The 14,281-nt window shown below is 66.1% G+C and carries 14 protein-coding genes; 6 read left to right on the top strand and 8 right to left on the bottom strand.

From position 1 onward, the window contains the following. Positions 1-28: 28 nt before the first annotated feature. On the bottom strand, positions 29-1,453 hold the full coding sequence (locus tag ACEXQC_RS19020) for an MFS transporter (RefSeq protein WP_374825910.1): 1,425 nt from the start codon (positions 1,451-1,453) through the stop codon (positions 29-31). Positions 1,454-1,659: 206 nt separating this feature from the next. Between ACEXQC_RS19020 and ACEXQC_RS19015 the strand changes: the two genes are divergently transcribed. From ACEXQC_RS19015 to ACEXQC_RS19005, 3 genes are read left to right on the top strand one after another with little or no spacing between them, the layout of a single operon-like run. After that, entirely contained in the window at positions 1,660-2,850 is a 1,191-nt protein-coding gene (locus ACEXQC_RS19015; RefSeq protein WP_374825908.1) for a cytochrome P450, read from the top strand. 7 nt (positions 2,851-2,857) lie between these two features. Then, a complete protein-coding gene (locus ACEXQC_RS19010) occupies positions 2,858-3,049 on the top strand; it encodes a ferredoxin (protein ID WP_374825962.1) in 192 nt (63 codons plus the stop codon). Next, positions 3,046-4,173, top strand: a complete 1,128-nt coding sequence (locus ACEXQC_RS19005; RefSeq protein WP_374825906.1) for an NAD(P)/FAD-dependent oxidoreductase — start codon at positions 3,046-3,048, stop codon at positions 4,171-4,173. The genes ACEXQC_RS19010 and ACEXQC_RS19005 overlap by 4 nt, the downstream gene beginning before the upstream one ends. A 41-nt stretch (positions 4,174-4,214) precedes the next feature. Here ACEXQC_RS19005 and ACEXQC_RS19000 read toward each other — a convergent pair whose 3' ends face one another. The 3 genes from ACEXQC_RS19000 to ACEXQC_RS18990 all read right to left on the bottom strand — a co-directional run bounded on the left by ACEXQC_RS19000 (position 4,215) and on the right by ACEXQC_RS18990 (position 6,953). Then, positions 4,215-5,273, bottom strand: coding sequence for a quinone oxidoreductase family protein (locus tag ACEXQC_RS19000; RefSeq protein ID WP_374825904.1), 1,059 nt, complete (start codon positions 5,271-5,273; stop codon positions 4,215-4,217). 91 nt (positions 5,274-5,364) lie between these two features. Then, positions 5,365-6,276: a sigma-70 family RNA polymerase sigma factor gene (locus ACEXQC_RS18995; protein WP_374825902.1), complete on the bottom strand. Its 912-nt coding sequence runs from the start codon at positions 6,274-6,276 to the stop codon at positions 5,365-5,367. A gap of 11 nt (positions 6,277-6,287) precedes the next feature. Beyond that, the gene (locus ACEXQC_RS18990; RefSeq protein ID WP_374825900.1) at positions 6,288-6,953 is read right to left on the bottom strand and encodes an MBL fold metallo-hydrolase; all 666 of its coding nucleotides are present in this window, start codon (positions 6,951-6,953) and stop codon (positions 6,288-6,290) included. Between the two features lie 181 nt (positions 6,954-7,134). On the opposite strand from ACEXQC_RS18990, the gene ACEXQC_RS18985 reads away from it, so the two are divergent. From ACEXQC_RS18985 to ACEXQC_RS18975, 3 genes are all read left to right on the top strand, one after another. After that, positions 7,135-8,007, top strand: coding sequence for a TAXI family TRAP transporter solute-binding subunit (locus ACEXQC_RS18985; RefSeq protein ID WP_374825898.1), 873 nt, complete (start codon positions 7,135-7,137; stop codon positions 8,005-8,007). A 144-nt stretch (positions 8,008-8,151) separates the two neighbouring features. Then, a complete protein-coding gene (locus ACEXQC_RS18980; RefSeq protein WP_374825896.1) occupies positions 8,152-9,093 on the top strand; it encodes a hypothetical protein in 942 nt (313 codons plus the stop codon). Further along, on the top strand, positions 9,090-9,788 hold the full coding sequence (locus tag ACEXQC_RS18975; RefSeq protein ID WP_374825894.1) for a class II aldolase/adducin family protein: 699 nt from the start codon (positions 9,090-9,092) through the stop codon (positions 9,786-9,788). Before ACEXQC_RS18980 ends, ACEXQC_RS18975 begins: the two co-directional genes overlap by 4 nt. A 58-nt stretch (positions 9,789-9,846) precedes the next feature. On the opposite strand, the gene ACEXQC_RS18970 is transcribed toward ACEXQC_RS18975, so the two are convergent. The 4 genes from ACEXQC_RS18970 to ACEXQC_RS18955 form a co-directional block, all read right to left on the bottom strand. Then, a complete protein-coding gene (locus ACEXQC_RS18970; RefSeq protein ID WP_374825892.1) occupies positions 9,847-10,677 on the bottom strand; it encodes a fumarylacetoacetate hydrolase family protein in 831 nt (276 codons plus the stop codon). Continuing rightward, positions 10,677-11,609 carry a VOC family protein gene (locus tag ACEXQC_RS18965; RefSeq protein WP_374825890.1) on the bottom strand — a complete coding sequence of 311 codons (933 nt, stop codon included), beginning with the start codon at positions 11,607-11,609 and terminating at the stop codon, positions 10,677-10,679. Before ACEXQC_RS18965 ends, ACEXQC_RS18970 begins: the two co-directional genes overlap by 1 nt. A 23-nt stretch (positions 11,610-11,632) precedes the next feature. Then, complete coding sequence (locus ACEXQC_RS18960) at positions 11,633-13,243, bottom strand: bifunctional 3-(3-hydroxy-phenyl)propionate/3-hydroxycinnamic acid hydroxylase (RefSeq protein WP_374825888.1); 1,611 nt, start codon at positions 13,241-13,243, stop codon at positions 11,633-11,635. 109 nt (positions 13,244-13,352) lie between these two features. Then, positions 13,353-14,153, bottom strand: coding sequence for an IclR family transcriptional regulator (locus ACEXQC_RS18955; protein WP_374825886.1), 801 nt, complete (start codon positions 14,151-14,153; stop codon positions 13,353-13,355). Between the last annotated feature and the right edge of the window lie 128 nt (positions 14,154-14,281).

Below are 14,281 nucleotides of genomic sequence, written 5' to 3'. Positions count from 1 at the left end.
ACCCGCCCTCCGACGATTACCTGCCCCGTCAGCGCACGCCGCGGATCGGAAGGACGGCGAAGGCGGAGCCGAGCGCGATCACGAAGGCCACGACCCAGATTGGCCCGTACTGACCGCCGGCGACCGCCACGACGACTCCCGCCAGGATCGGGCCGAGCGCCTGCCCAATGTTCTGCGCCATGGTGGCAAGCCCGAGGTCGCGGCCGGCCGACAGGCGATCCGGCAGCACCGAGATGAACAGCGCCTGGTCGATCACGATGAAGAGGCCGAGACCAAACCCCGCCACGATGGCCTGCACGAACATGCCCGTCAGGGTCGGCAAGATCAATGGTGCGAGGAACGACCCGGCGATGAGCACCGAAGCCGCGAACACAAAGGGCTTCCGACGTTGAATCTTGTCCGACCACCGTCCCGAGATGGCCATCGCCACGATGGTGCCGGGAATGGCCGCGAGCTGCAGCAGCGGAGCAGTGGCCGCGGCATCGCTCGTGGAGAGGGCCGGCGCGATGTAGCTCTGCAGCATGTAGATCGCATAGATGCTCCCGGCGCCGTAGCCGATGAACAGGGTCACTTTGGCTATCCAGGCCCAGCGATAGTCGCGATTCCGCAGGGCGATGACGTAGGAGGCTGCGATCGTACCCGCCTTGAGTTTCGCCACGGGCATGCCTGCGCTCGACTTATCACGGGCCATGAGCAGCAGGGGCACGACGCTGACCGCCAGCGCGGCGGCGAGTACGTAGTACGAGCCCAGACCAATGACTCCGAAGAGAGCGCCCACAGCGGCCACACCGAGTCCGGCCGCGAGGAAGCCGACGACACCCGTGATGGCCGACACCGTGCCCACGCGCTCCTGGGGTACCCGGTCGGCCACCGTGGCGGAGAGGGGTCCCTGCGCGGTGTTCACCACGAGCTGCACCAACGACCAGACCACCAGCAGCATCGCGATGCTGCCGACGATCGGGAGCACAGCCAGGAGGACCGCGCCGATGAAGGCGCCGCTCGCGATCCACGGGGCCCGTCGCCCCCAGGGCGAGCGGGTACGGTCGGAGAGCATGCCCACGAGCGGCTGGATCAGCATCGTAAGGATGATCCCGACGGAGGAGAGGATCGAGAGGCTGCCCGCCCGAGCGGCGTTGTACTCGGCGAGCAGTCCGAGCACGCGCGTCTGCTCCGCCGTTGCGACGGCCTCCCCGGCATCGACTTGTGTGCGCAGGGCCTCGAGCGCGGGCAGATCGACTCCAGCATCGGCGCCCGTGAAGATCTGCCCGAACTCGATCCCCTGCACATGCAGCGGGAGCAGGATCGCGAGGACCGCGGTCCAGAGCAGTGCGATCCCTGTGCTCGCGATCGCGTAGCCGGTGACGTAGCGCCGCAACTGCGGCGTCTTCGCCTCGTAGCGCACGGCTACATGGGAGAGTGACTCGCCGCTCGGCACCTGGGACTCAACGGTCATCGTGTGCCGCCGCTCGTCATTGAACTCATCTGGAACTCCATCGTCCGGATCTGTCTGCCGCGTCGTATGGCCCGGCAGGGGGCATCCTGACAGAAAAGATTCCACTTGGTCAATCAACGGAACGGCAGTTCCGTCCTTTTTGTTGCTTTAAACAGGACAACACACTTGAATGGCAGGACTTCGAGCATTCGATTCAAAGGAGAATCATGTCCGCCCTCACCGCTGTCCCTGCCGAATCCGACATCGATCTGTTCTCCGCCGAGACCGTGGCCGACCCGTTCTCAGCACTCGACGTGCTGCGGGAGGCTGCACCCGTCGTGCACATGACCGGTCCCGACTTCTGGCTGCTCACCCGATATGCGGATGTGCGCGCCGCAGCGGCCGACTGGGAGACCTTCTCCTCTGCCCAAGGCGTCGCCCTTACACCTCAGTTCAATGCCAATATCGCAGGGTCGGTGCTTGCCACCGACCCGCCCGAGCACGATCAACTTCGCGCAGTGCTGGCTTCCAAGCTCGCTCCCCGCGGGCTGGCCGTCGTCCGCGAACAGATCAGCACCTATGCCCGTCAGCTGGTGGGGCAGCTCGTCGAACGGGGATCATTCGACGGGGTGGTGGATGTAGCGCGTGTGTTTCCGATCAACGTTGTCGGCGATCTCGTCGGACTCCCCTACGAGGGTCGGGAACGGCTGCACCCTGGCGCTGATGCGACTTTCGCGGGCTTCGGACCGTTCACCCCCTACGTGCTTGAACGGCTCCCGTTGCTCGAGGAGTACCACAAGTGGATGGGTACGATGGCCGACCGCAGCAAACTCCGCCCTGGCGGCTGGGGCGAGGCAGTCATGGACGCCGTCGACGACGGGCGTCTCTCGATGCTCGGTGCCGTCCGCACCATGAGCGCCTATCTCACCGCCGGGATGGACACCACAGTCAATGCGATCGCCGCGATGATGCGTCTTTTCGCCGATCGGCCTGATGTCTGGGAAGCGTTCCGAGCCAACCGTAAGTTGGCCGGTCCGATCTTCGAGGAGATACTCCGTTTGGAGTCACCGGTGACGGGCTTTTTCCGAGTGACGACCCGGGATGTCGACTATGACGGAGTCGTCGTCCCAGCGGGCGCACGAATCATGCTGCACTGGGCTGCGGCCAACCGCGACCCTCGGCACTACGCCAATCCTTCGGCCTTCGAGATCGATCGCAATCCGCTCGACCACTTGGCTTTTGGTTACGGCACCCACGCCTGTGCCGGCCAGGGGCTGGCCCGCTTGGAGGTGGTGACACTGCTTGAAGCCTTCGCGGAGCGGGTTGAGCGATTCACTCTCACGGGGCCGGTCGAGCGCCGGCTGAACCCGATCGTTCGCAGCCTCGAATCGGTTCCGCTCGCGGTTACGGTGGCGTGAGGTGCAGATGAACATCGCCATCGATCTCGCCGTCTGCGAAGGCCACGGTTTGTGCGAACAGGTAGCACCCTCCGTCTACCGCCTCGACGATGAAGGCTACGTGAGCCTCGCAATCGAGCCCATTCCCGAGCGCCTGGAAGGGGAGGCCGCCGCGGGAGCGCGCGTGTGCCCCGTCGCAGCGCTCACGGTGAGACCATGACCAATCGCGGAATGGTCGTTGTCGGCGGTTCGATCGCCGCAGCAACCGCCGCGAGCACCTTCCGAAGTGCAGGCTGGCAGGGACCGGTCACCGTCATCGCCGCCGAGTCGGTGCCGCCCTACTCGAGGGTTCCCTTGTCCAAGGGAATCCTGGCAGGTACTCAGGACCCCTCTTCGTCGGCATTGGCAAGCCTGCCCACGGATGTCGAGCTCCGGCTCTCGACGACCGCGGTCGCGCTACACCCCGGGCTCCATTCTGTGGAGTTGTCCGACGGCGAATTCGTAGGCTACGCCGGCTTGGTGATCGCCACCGGGTCACGACCCAGAAGACTCGCCCGCCCGGGCCAGCTGGGCGAATATGTAGTCCGGACTCTGTATGACGCCGCGGCCATCGCCGCGCGCATGCCCGGAGTGCAGAGCGCGATCGTCGTTGGCGCAGGCTTTCTCGGGATGGAAATAGCGACGACCTTGGTCCAGCGGGGGATCACGGTCACTGTCGTCGACCGTGATCCCCCGCTGGAACGCGTGCTGGGTGAATGGCTCGCGCGACGGTTGGTGCAGCACGCCGTTGAGGCGGGTGTGCGGTTCGTCAATTCTCCCGACGGGGTGGAGCTGATCGGCAGGCCTGTCCACGGCATCCGTCACTCGCCGGACTCCGAGATCCATGCCGACCTGGTAATCACGGCCGCGGGCGACATCCCGAACGTGGAATGGCTGGAATCCAGCGGCTTGCGCATTGCCGGAGGCGTGGTGGTCGATCGGCACTGCCGAGTGACGAACGACATCACAGCGGCCGGCGACGTCACGGTTGTCGAATCCGCGCCAGGAAGCTTCCACCGCACTCCGCATTGGAGCAACGCAGTCGCGCAGGGGCGGGCAGCCGCCCTGAGCCTGCTCGATCCCCGAGCCGCGCCCACCTGTTCCGACCACTACTTCTGGACTGAGCAGTTCGGCATCGATCTCAAGATAGCGGGACGCCTGCCCGTGGCCAGCCACCCAATCGTCCTAGACGGCGATCTGGACAAGAACACGGCCCTGCTGCAGTGGCGTGACTCTGAGGGCGAGACGATCGCTTCGGCCGCCTGGAACTATCGCATACCCGTCGCGCGACTGCGAAGCCTCTAGAAGGAGCCCGCTCATCGCGGCGAGTTGTCGCTCGATCGGTTTCACATCCGCAGCACGACCTTGCCGACCTGCGCACCGCTCTCGAGGTAGCGATGCGCCTCGGCCACGTCGGCGAGGGGAAAGACGCGGTCGATCACGGGTGCGATCTGGCCGCGGCCGAGCATCTCCATGCACACTTCCTGATCGCGCCGCGTCGCCGCGCGCACGCCCACCACATCCAGCTCTCCGAAGAGGAAGGAGAGAGTGCTCATCTCCAGCGCGAAGCCGCCGTCCATGGGGGCTCCGAAGACGGCGATAGCTCCCCCCACCCGCACGCACGACGCGGCGATCCGGAACGACGGGGTGCCGCCCACCGTGTCCCAGACCACGTCGGCGCCGAGCCCTCCCGTGAGTTTCCTCACCTCGGCCACGGCGGTCTCCTCGGTCACGTCGACCACGTCGTCGAAGCCGAGCGCGAGCAGGGCAGGGATCTTCGCCGCTCGCGTGGTGGTTCCGATGACGACCGCACCGCTCAACTTCGCGATCTGCAGGGCGGCGGTGGCGAGGCCACCGCTCGCACCGGTGATCACGAGGGTCTCGCCGAGGGCCACCGGAGCGCGCCGCCTCGCGCAGTTCAACGGGGTCGTGTAGGCCCACAGGGTGGAGCCGGCCTCCTCGTAGCCGACCCCATCGGGTATCGCGATCAGTGCATTCTCGCGACGCGCGACGTACTCGGCGTAGCTCCCGAAGGCTTGGTGCCCCGGGTAGGACGTGTTCACGCAGAGGTTGTCCTGGCCTCGAATGCACAGCGCGCAGTGCCCGCAGGCCGGGTGCGGCATCTGCACCACCCGATCGCCCACCGACCAGCGGGTCACGCGGTTACCGACCCGCACGACTTCACCTGCTCCATCCCGACCGAGTTGGAACGGCAACGGCCAACCAGGGCGGCCAGGAAGCGGCAGCGGGGGCAGTTGCCCCGCCCGGTACTTCAGATCCCAGGCATTGATGGCCGCCGCGTGCATGCGCACGAGGACTTCATCCGGTCCGATCTCGGGGACCTCGACATCCACGTACTGGAGCACGGAGGGATCCCCGTGCTCCATGATGCGAACCGCCTTCATAGATTTATTCATGATTCGTCCTTTCCGCTTCGTTGTGAGACCCCGTGTTTCGCACGGAACATCCGCCCCTTCTGACTCGCAAACGGCGCCGTCAGCGGCAGGCGAGCAGGGGTTGAGATCGCGACGGATGGCGGAGCTTGATCATGGCGATGCGCTCCAATCCGCGGCATCGTGCGATGTCGATCCCTAGCCGGTGGGCCGCATCTTCGATGCCGAGCCCGTCTCCCCCGTCGAGGCCGAAGCGCAATCGAAGGATGTCGGCTTCGACCCTCGGTAAAGCAGAGATCGCCGCGCGCACGGCCGTGCTGCGTTCATGTTCCAGAAGTTCCTGGTCGACCGGGGCGCCGGACTCGTCCGGGATGAGGTCGCCTACCTCGACGCAGCCATCCCCCTCGATGAGACGGTTCAGCGAGCTCGGCTCCGCAGCTTGGTTCTTGTAGAGCGCGATCTTCATCGGCGACAGTCCCATGAGCTCCGCTACTTCGGCGATGCTCGCGGGCCGGCCAGTGTCGATCTGGATGTCGGCCTCGGCCTTCGCGATCTGGCTCATCACCAGCGCGAGACGCTGCCCGATTCTGATTCCACGCTGGTTGATGAGCTCATCGCTGATGGCCTTCCGGATCCACCACGTGGCGTAGGTCGAGAACTTGAACCCCTTGGCAACGTCGAACCGCTGCACCGCGGTAATGAGCGCGAGATTGCCGGCCTGCACGATATCGCCGAATCGCGCATCGTCGACCCGGCCTGCATGGGTTCGCGAGATCGAGATCACCAGGCGGAGATTCGCCTCAACGAAGCGTTCAAAGGCCGATTCTCCCCGACGTGCCACCTCGCGCAGATCCTCAACCCTGGCTCGTACCGTGTAGCGGCCCGTGGCCAGCTGTTCTTCGGCGAGTTGCCCGGCTTCGATCTCCCGCGCCAAGGTGATCTCCTCGGAAGGTTCGAGAAGTGCGGACGATCGCCTGATATTGGTCAGGTAATCCTGTACGACCCCGCTCGACATGTGAGAATCCGCTAGTCGAAACGGCGCGAGTCCCCCGCCTCGAGGGGCACGATCTGCGTTCCCTCCGGCGCGAACTTCGTGAGTAACCCGCGGTGCAGTCCTCGGTGCGCGGGAGCGAGGCCTGCATCGTGGACGGGAATGGCGACCTTCGGCTTCACCGCGATGAGGAAGTCGATGGCTTCTGCCAGCTTCATCCACGGCCCGCCGATCGGCAGGAGCAGGATGTCGACCTCAAAGTCCGGCGCGTCGAACGAGTCGCCGGGAGCGAAGACACGCCCTCCCACCAGATAGCCGAGGTTGCCGGGAAGGGGAATGCCCGGGTAGATGACCTCGTGCGCCGTCTCCACCGCTGTGATCTCCACCTCGCCGAGGTGATGGGCGCCCGCGCTCCACTCGGTCACCGCGATCTCATCTCCGGCCGCGGCATCGGCTCCGGCGACTCCGTAGATAGAGAGTCCCTCCGTGCAGGAACGGAGTCGTTGGAGCTGAACCGGGTCCAGGTGATCGGGATGCGGGTGGGTGACGAGAACGGCGTCGAGCGCGCTCACCTCGGTGAGCGGAGGGGTCAGGTTGCCCGGGTCGAGGAGGATTCGCGTCGGTTTCCCGGAATCCTCGGACAGCTCGACCAGAACACAGCTGTGTCCGTAGTACGTGACGGTGACCGGAGTGCTCTTCATTGATGCCATCCTTTTTCTCGTTCTTTCATTTGTCAGGACACTGTTATCCTAAGATAGGACTAGCGTCGACGACGACCAAGGGAGAATTGTGGATTCCATGCATCCGGCCGAGAGTGACCCCCTCCGATTCAAAGGCGATTGGGGCGGCGTCAATCTCACCCGGGCCGCAGGCTGGCTGGCCATGTATGTCTATGAGCACACGGCCGAGAGTCGTCTGAGCGTGATCCACACGGGCCGGGGCATGGGCGACAACATCCAGGCTCTCGCCGACGGCATCGTCGACATCGCGATCGCGACCCCAGCCCCCTTCGCCGATCTCGCCCTGCGGGGCGTCGGCCCGTTCGAGGGCCGGGCCATACCCGAGCTGCGTGCCATCGCGACCCTCCCGCACCATGACGCGATGGTTCCGGTGGCGCGCAAGTCGCTCGGCCTGACCTCGCTGAGCGATCTCAGGAACATCGACCGCCCGCTCACCTTCGCGATGGGCGTGAATGACCCGAACGGCCTCATGGGCTTCGCCGCCGATGCCGTTCTTGAAGCCGCGGGGCTCAGCGAAGAGGCCATCGTCGCGGCGGGCGGCACGGTCCTGCGCCACGAGCAGCCCTTCGCGGCGATCGCAGACTACCGCGAGGGCCGCGCCGACATCATGATCTCCGAGGCGATCATGACGCCGGACTGGATCGCGATCGGCGAGGAGGACGACTCCGATTTCCTCTCGCTGACCGAGGTGGAGGAGTCGTACCTGGAGAAGACCTGGGGTCTCAAGTCACGCGAGATCGAGGCCGACTACTTCCCGAATGTCGGCTACCCCGTCACCGCGCTCGACTACGGCGGGTGGATCATCCTCACCACCACGGCCCTCCCCGACGACGTGGCCGCCCTCCTGGCCACGGCTATCGCCGAGGACAGCGAGACCTTCGTGCGCGGATACTCCCACCTGCCGGTGCGGAACTCGCCTTTGCACTACCCCATCGACTTCCGTATCGCCCGGAAGACGCCGATCCCGCTCCACCCCGGGGCCGAGGCCGTGTACGACGCGGCCGCCAGGGCCTGAGTCAACGCTGATTCGCAACCAATCCACCAGAAGGGACACCTCATGGGTACCGTCACAGAGATATTCGATGCCTTTCCGTTTGACCGTAAGTCGCGCGTGCTTCAGCGCGATGAGCAGGCGCTATTGTCGCCTGCAGTCTCACCTATGCCTGCGATCTCTTGGGATCCGATCCCCCCGCTCGCCGTGGCTCGCTTCGACCAGGCGTACCAGGACAAGGTCTTCCTCCCTCCGCGGATCCTGTTCGAGGGCGAGACGGGTCGCATCGAGTGGCAGCAGATGAACTTCCGTCAGCCGATGTACCACCGCAACCTCGACGTCGACGAGCTCGCCTACCAGATCCGAGGTGACCGAACGCTCATGACCGAGCTCGGCACCGCAGAGCTCAGCGACGGCGACTTCGTGCGCATCCCCGTGGGGGTCGGCCACGACAATTACGGTCGCCAGGAGAGCCACATCCTCTGGTACTTCCCGGCCACGCTAGACGATGTCGCACCGACCGTGCGCGAGAGCGCGTTCGTGATGCCGCCCTTCGAGGGGTGGACCTCCGCCGTGGTGAACGAGGTGCACACGGATTGCCTTGGCGGGCGGCACTGCGACCGCGCGGTGCAGCTCTCGGACGAGACGCGGATCCTCGAGCAGTTCCACGCCGAGGAGGAGCGGCTCCAGGTGATGAACCCCGAGCCCGAGGTGAACTCGACGGTGTGGATCTGGAAGGGTGAGACCAACTGGGTCGGCCTCACCAATGTGACCGACGACGACGGGCGCACCTACCGCCGCCACCGCAACCTCGACGAGGTGCAGTACCAGATCTCCGGCACGCGCCTACTCATCTCGGCCAACGGCGTCGTGGAGATGACGCCAGGGACCTTCGTGCATCTCCCGGTCGGCGTCGCCTTCGCGAGCATCACCTCGGGATCGTCGAACCACATCACCACCGTGACCACGGGCAAGCTCGACTCGGTGTGGGACGGCGCGACAGAGAGCACCCAGTGGTCGCAAGCGGAGATCGAGGACTACCGGGCGCGGACGTTCGCGGGTGCGCCCGCGGGCTCGGCCGCTCCCTCCGTCTCAGCCGTTCCGGCGTGACCGCAGCCGATTCGGAGATCATCGAGCGCACGATCCGGGCGGGTCGTGCGCTCGCTGCTGCCGGTCAACAGGACATGGTCTGGGGGCACGTTGCCCTTCGAGACCCCGATGGCCGGGGCGTCTGGATGAAAGCCTCCGGCTGGGGCTACGACGAGATCACCCCCGAGAGGGTCGTGCTCGTGGGTTGGGATGGGAGCCGCCTTCACGGAGATGGCAAGGTCCACATCGAGAGCCACATCCACCTCGAGATCATGGCCGCGCGCGGCGACGTGACGGCGAGCGTGCACGCCCACCCGGAAGCGGTGAACGCGTTTTCCGCGTTGGAGGTGCCGCTGCGGGCGATTTCCCACGATGGCGTGCCCTTCGCCGACCCGCAGATTCCGAGAACGGGTCTTTCCGGCGATCTCGTCTTCGACGCCAAGCGGGGACGGACTCTGGCCGCCGATCTGGGGTCGGCGCCGGCGTGCCTCATGCCGCGGCACGGCCTGGTGGCGGTAGGCCCGTCGGAGGCCCACGCGGTGATGCATGCCGTGCTCCTCGACCATGCCTGCTCCGCGCAGCTCCGGGCCCAGTCCGCCGGCGAGATCACGTCGTACTCCGACTCGACCGAGGTCGCCGAGAAGCTCCGGCACGCCTGGCCCGACTCGCAGATCGAAGCGGGCTACGCGTTCCTGCTCCGTCAAGCGGGGTTCTGATACACCGAAGGACGGTCGACCAGCATGCCTGGTCGACCGCCCTTCGGTGTTGTCGTCGTCATTCGCGGGGTTCTGCCACCACGACGCTGTCGATGCGGCCGACACCGTCGATCTCGACCGAGACCTTCGATCCCGGCACCAGGAACAGCTGGGGGTCGCGACGGAAGCCGACGCCGCCTGGTGTGCCGGAGAGGATGACGTCGCCTGGTTGCAGTTCGGTGAACTCCGAGATCGTCGAGACGAGGGTCGGGATGTCGAAGATGAGTTTGGTGAGATCGGAATCCTGCACCGTCTCGCCGTCGACGATCGTGCGGATGCCTGTGGCCGTGAGATCGACCTCGTCGCGCGGCACGATGGTCGGCCCGATCGGGGTCGAGCCATCCCAGGCCTTGCCCTGCATCCACTGATGCGTCTTGTACTGGTAGTCGCGCATCGTGACGTCGTTGGAGACGGCGTAGCCGAGCACGTGCGCCATTGCGTCCTCGCGCGCGATGCGGCGACCGGCACTGCCGATGATCACGGCGAGTTCGCCCTCATAGTCGATCTGATGCGACTCCGAAGGCGCCAGAATGGGCTTGTCAGCGGCGATGAGGCTGCTCGCGTACTTCGGGAAGAGCACCGGGTAGGTAGGCAGTTCCCGTTTGGTCTCGACGACGTGGTCGTTGTAGTTCAGCCCGACGCAGAACACCTTGCCCGCTGCTGGAGAAACCGGCAGCAGCTCCACCTCGCTCGCGAGCACTCGCCCCTCCTCGTCGCGACTCGCGGCGAGGAGCTCCTGCTCCCCCGCCCCTGGGCCGATGTGCGTGATCCCCACGAGTGGGGTGTAGTGCTCTCCGTCGACGATGCCCACGTGGTCCATTCCGCCGTGGCGGTAGCTGACCCATGCCATCAGATGTGCTCCTCGCTCGTCTTGCGCCAGGTGGGCGTCTGCCCACCCCACAGATTCACGGTCTCCGGCACCGGCGTCCACCGCCGCGGCACGTAGACCACTCGGTCATCGTGGAACTTCTCCATCTCGGCCGAGAGCTCGATGTGATTGCCTGCCGGGTCGTCGAAGAACACGAACAGGTTGTTGCCGGGTCCGTGACGCCCCGGCCCCCAGGCCACGGGCACGTCGAGCTCGGTCAAGCGGTCGCACCACGACTTGAAGTCCTCCCACTCGGCGAGGTCGTAGGAGTAGTGGTCAATGTCGCCGCCGCCGCCCACGTTCACGATCGCAAGCGTGTGGTGGTCGCGGTCGCTCCTCAGCCAGCAGAACCGGCCGTCGGAGAGCTGATCCGAGATACGGAAACCGATCGTGTTCACGAAGAACTCGATCATGGGCGGGATATCTGAGGTGCCCAGTGTGGTGTGCTGGAACTTGATCGGGCGCCGGCCGGTGTCGGCGGCGTTCTCCCCGTGGCGGCGCACGGCGGAGTGGAAGTGCACGGGCGTACCGTCGGGGTCGATAACCACGATGCCGTCCGGCTCGCCGACAGCGTCGTCGACGACGGCGGGATCGAGGTCATCGAACGCGACGCCCCTGGCGGTGAGTCGTTCGCGGATGCCGTCCAGGCCGTTGGTGTCCCGCACCTCGAATCCGTAGTGTGTGAGCCCCTGGGGGCCCTCGGAGAGGTCGATCACGTGATGGCCGGCGCCCCAGCCGAGCCGCACGGTGCCGTCGGCGAGCACGGCGTGCCGCGACATGCCGAGCACGCGCGAGTAGAAGTCCTCCGCTGCGGCCAGGTCCGGCACGGAGAAGCCGATGTGCGAGACGGCCGTGCGCCGGAGGGTTCCTGCGTTCTCCGTCTCCACGAGAGTGACGCGTTCTGGTCGTTGCATGGGTGTTCCTTTCGTAGGAGGGTTCAGCTCGCGAGCGCCGAGACGACGACGCGGGGCCGGATTCGGGAGAGCAGATCGGCGATGGAGGCTGCGAATCCGCGCGGATGCGCCACGAGGGCGACGACTCGGTCGGGGCGCACGAGCACGAAACAGCCCCTGGCCGGGGCCAGCTCGCGCACGAGGGTGGTGTCGAGATCGATCGCGACGGCGATCCCCTCTCCGGGGCGGGACTGGGTGTCGTCGAGCGGAACATCGATGAGCGAAGGGTTCAGCTCGGCTGCGGACCTACGGGCGTCGGTCCAGGCTTCGGCATCGAGACCGACGCCGATCAGGCTCCATCCCGTTCCCAGGAGCTGGTCGAGCGGCACCTGCTGCCGCCGGCCGAGTGAGAAGACCGTAGGTTGCGCCAGGGGCAGGCCGACCAGGGGCGATGCGGCCGGATCCGAGACGAGTCCGGTCTGGATCCGGGCCGAGGGGCGGTAGCGCATCTGCTCGAAGAAAGCGCGGCCCTCTGCCGTCGCGAGCGCACGCTTGACCACGTCGTCGCGGAACCGGGCGATCCGCGGGTTGGTGGTCATCACCACGCGCCCGAGTCGCTCCGAGCTGCGGATCACGGCCTCGGCGTGGGGCCGACGCTCGGCTTCGTAGCTCTCGAGCACCGCGGCATCCGATTCTCCCTGCACCACGGCGGCGATCTTCCAGGTGAGGTTCACGGCGTCGCGGATGCCGGAGTTCAACCCCTGGCCGGCGAACGGCGGCATCATGTGTGCGGCGTCGCCGAGGAGGAATGCCCGGCCGGACTGCCAGGCATCTGCCGCCAGTCCGTGGAAACGGTAGGCAACGGCGCGCTCCACTTCCTGGGTCGTGATGGTGCGGTACGGGCGGAGCAGATCCTGGATGAGCTCGAGTGAGGGCGCTTCGGCCGGATCGCACTCTCCGGGGTAGGTGTAGAACTCATAGCGGCACCGCCCGTCGAGCCCGGGCACGATCACGTGCGGTCGCTTCGGGTCGCCATGGTGCATGCCGTAGCGCTCGACGTGCCCATCGTGCAGAGTGTCGATGACGAGCCACACCTCAGGGTGGCTGCGCCCGGTCATGCCGATGTCGAGGATCGCGCGGACCCGCGATCGGCCGCCGTCCGCGCCGAGGAGGAAATGGGCTCCGACACGGCGCTTCCCCTGCGCGTCGGAGATCGTCGCGCTCACCCGGTCGGCGTCCTGCTCGAAGTCGAGGAGCTCGGTGGAGTACGCCACCGTGACCTTCGGATGCTCCGCGAGGGCCGCCGCGAGGACCTTCTCGAGGTCAGGCTGCGCGAAAGGGTTCTTGAACGGAAATCCGTACCGGAACGGCTGCGGCGCTCCGGCGTGGAAGAGGCGCTCCCCGTCCGCGTCGTAGTAGCTGGTGCCCGTTCCGGGCACCACGACCCCGAGGATCTTCTCCGCAATGCCCGCTTGCGCATACGCACGAAGGGATTCGTCATCGAGGCTGATGGCCTTGGGGTCGTTCGCCGTGCCGGCGTTCTTCTCGACGACCAGGACCGTGAGGCCCCGCGCGGCGAGGAGGATCGCCGAGGTCATCCCGACCGGGCCCGCTCCGACCACGATCACGTCGTGTGTCGTTCCGTTCAGCGACATCGCTGGTCTCCCTCGACTGATTCCTACTTTACAGATCACTGTACCTGAAAAATAGAAACTGAGTCGAGGCGTGCAGTGCGAGGTCCGGTTCGGAGCCCTCGGAGGTGCGTCATTCCTCCAAGAGCGAGATCTGCTCAGACAGCAAAGCCCCCGCCGCGGTGACGCCGTCGACGATCCTCTGCCGGTCCGCATCCGAGACCCTCGACTGGATGAGCACGATGCTGATGGCAGCGACGACCCGGCCATCGGACCCGAACACCGGAGCCGCGACACCCATCGCCGCCTCGTCGACCTCGCCGTAGGAGATGCCCACGCCGGCCTCCCGGATCTCGGCCAATCTCTTCAGGATGTCCTCGGGCTCCGTGAGCGTCGCATCCGTGTAGCGCTGCAGCTCCACCGACGCGAGCAGGCGGCGCACCTCACCCTCCGGCAGCCAGGCGAGCAGAACGAGAGCCGAGGCCCCCGCATTAAGGGTGAGCAGAGTCCCTCTCTCGTAGGAGAGCCGGATGTACTGCGAGGGCGATTCCTCGCGCTCGAGGCAGATGATCATGTTGCCGGACTGCTTGGTGAGCAGCGTGGTCTGGTGGAACTCCGCAGCCAGCGAGCGCATGGCCGGCACGGCGACATCGGCCAGACCGTAGCTCTTGCGAGCGAGCCGAGCGAGCTGCAGGACCTTCATGCCCAGGCGGAATCCACCGCGCCCGTCTTCCGAGAGGAATTGCGCCTGCACGAGTGTCTGCAGATACCGGTAGGCCGTGGATCGCGCCACCCCCATGTCTTCGGCCACCTCATTCGCCGAGATCACGAGGCGACCGTCGTCGAACATCTGCAGCAGCGTGAGCGCGCGATCCGCTGTGCTGTTGCGTTCCCGATAACCCGTTCCTGTGCCTGTGCGCGTGCCTGTGCTCATCGCCTCATTGAATCAGAGACCCACCGCGCGGCAGCGCACTTACCCGAAATGCTCGGACATGTCGTCAGAGATCGGGTCGCTTGTCAATGGGACGTCAACCCCGTTGTTGCTTTATTCAGGACTACAGG

Origin of the sequence: Herbiconiux liukaitaii, from assembly GCF_041927495.1 — a bacterium.
GTDB classification, from domain to species: Bacteria; Actinomycetota; Actinomycetes; order Actinomycetales; family Microbacteriaceae; genus Herbiconiux; species Herbiconiux liukaitaii.
Note: the sequence above shows the minus strand (reverse complement) of the source record. Positions and strands in the feature narration are given on the sequence as shown.

Bases quoted from the DNA above. Each gene is read 5' to 3' on its own strand.
- ACEXQC_RS19020 (WP_374825910.1), bottom strand. From the start codon at position 1,453: ATGACCGTTGAGTCCCAGGTGCCGAGCGGCGAGTCACTCTCCCATGTA.
- ACEXQC_RS19015 (WP_374825908.1), top strand. From the start codon at position 1,660: ATGTCCGCCCTCACCGCTGTCCCTGCCGAATCCGACATCGATCTGTTC.
- ACEXQC_RS19010 (WP_374825962.1), top strand. From the start codon at position 2,858: ATGAACATCGCCATCGATCTCGCCGTCTGCGAAGGCCACGGTTTGTGC.
- ACEXQC_RS19005 (WP_374825906.1), top strand. From the start codon at position 3,046: ATGACCAATCGCGGAATGGTCGTTGTCGGCGGTTCGATCGCCGCAGCA.
- ACEXQC_RS19000 (WP_374825904.1), bottom strand. From the start codon at position 5,273: ATGAAGGCGGTTCGCATCATGGAGCACGGGGATCCCTCCGTGCTCCAG.
- ACEXQC_RS18995 (WP_374825902.1), bottom strand. From the start codon at position 6,276: ATGTCGAGCGGGGTCGTACAGGATTACCTGACCAATATCAGGCGATCG.
- ACEXQC_RS18990 (WP_374825900.1), bottom strand. From the start codon at position 6,953: ATGAAGAGCACTCCGGTCACCGTCACGTACTACGGACACAGCTGTGTT.
- ACEXQC_RS18985 (WP_374825898.1), top strand. From the start codon at position 7,135: ATGTATGTCTATGAGCACACGGCCGAGAGTCGTCTGAGCGTGATCCAC.
- ACEXQC_RS18980 (WP_374825896.1), top strand. From the start codon at position 8,152: ATGCCTGCGATCTCTTGGGATCCGATCCCCCCGCTCGCCGTGGCTCGC.
- ACEXQC_RS18970 (WP_374825892.1), bottom strand. From the start codon at position 10,677: ATGGCATGGGTCAGCTACCGCCACGGCGGAATGGACCACGTGGGCATC.
- ACEXQC_RS18965 (WP_374825890.1), bottom strand. From the start codon at position 11,609: ATGCAACGACCAGAACGCGTCACTCTCGTGGAGACGGAGAACGCAGGA.
- ACEXQC_RS18960 (WP_374825888.1), bottom strand. From the start codon at position 13,243: ATGTCGCTGAACGGAACGACACACGACGTGATCGTGGTCGGAGCGGGC.
- ACEXQC_RS18955 (WP_374825886.1), bottom strand. From the start codon at position 14,153: ATGAGCACAGGCACGCGCACAGGCACAGGAACGGGTTATCGGGAACGC.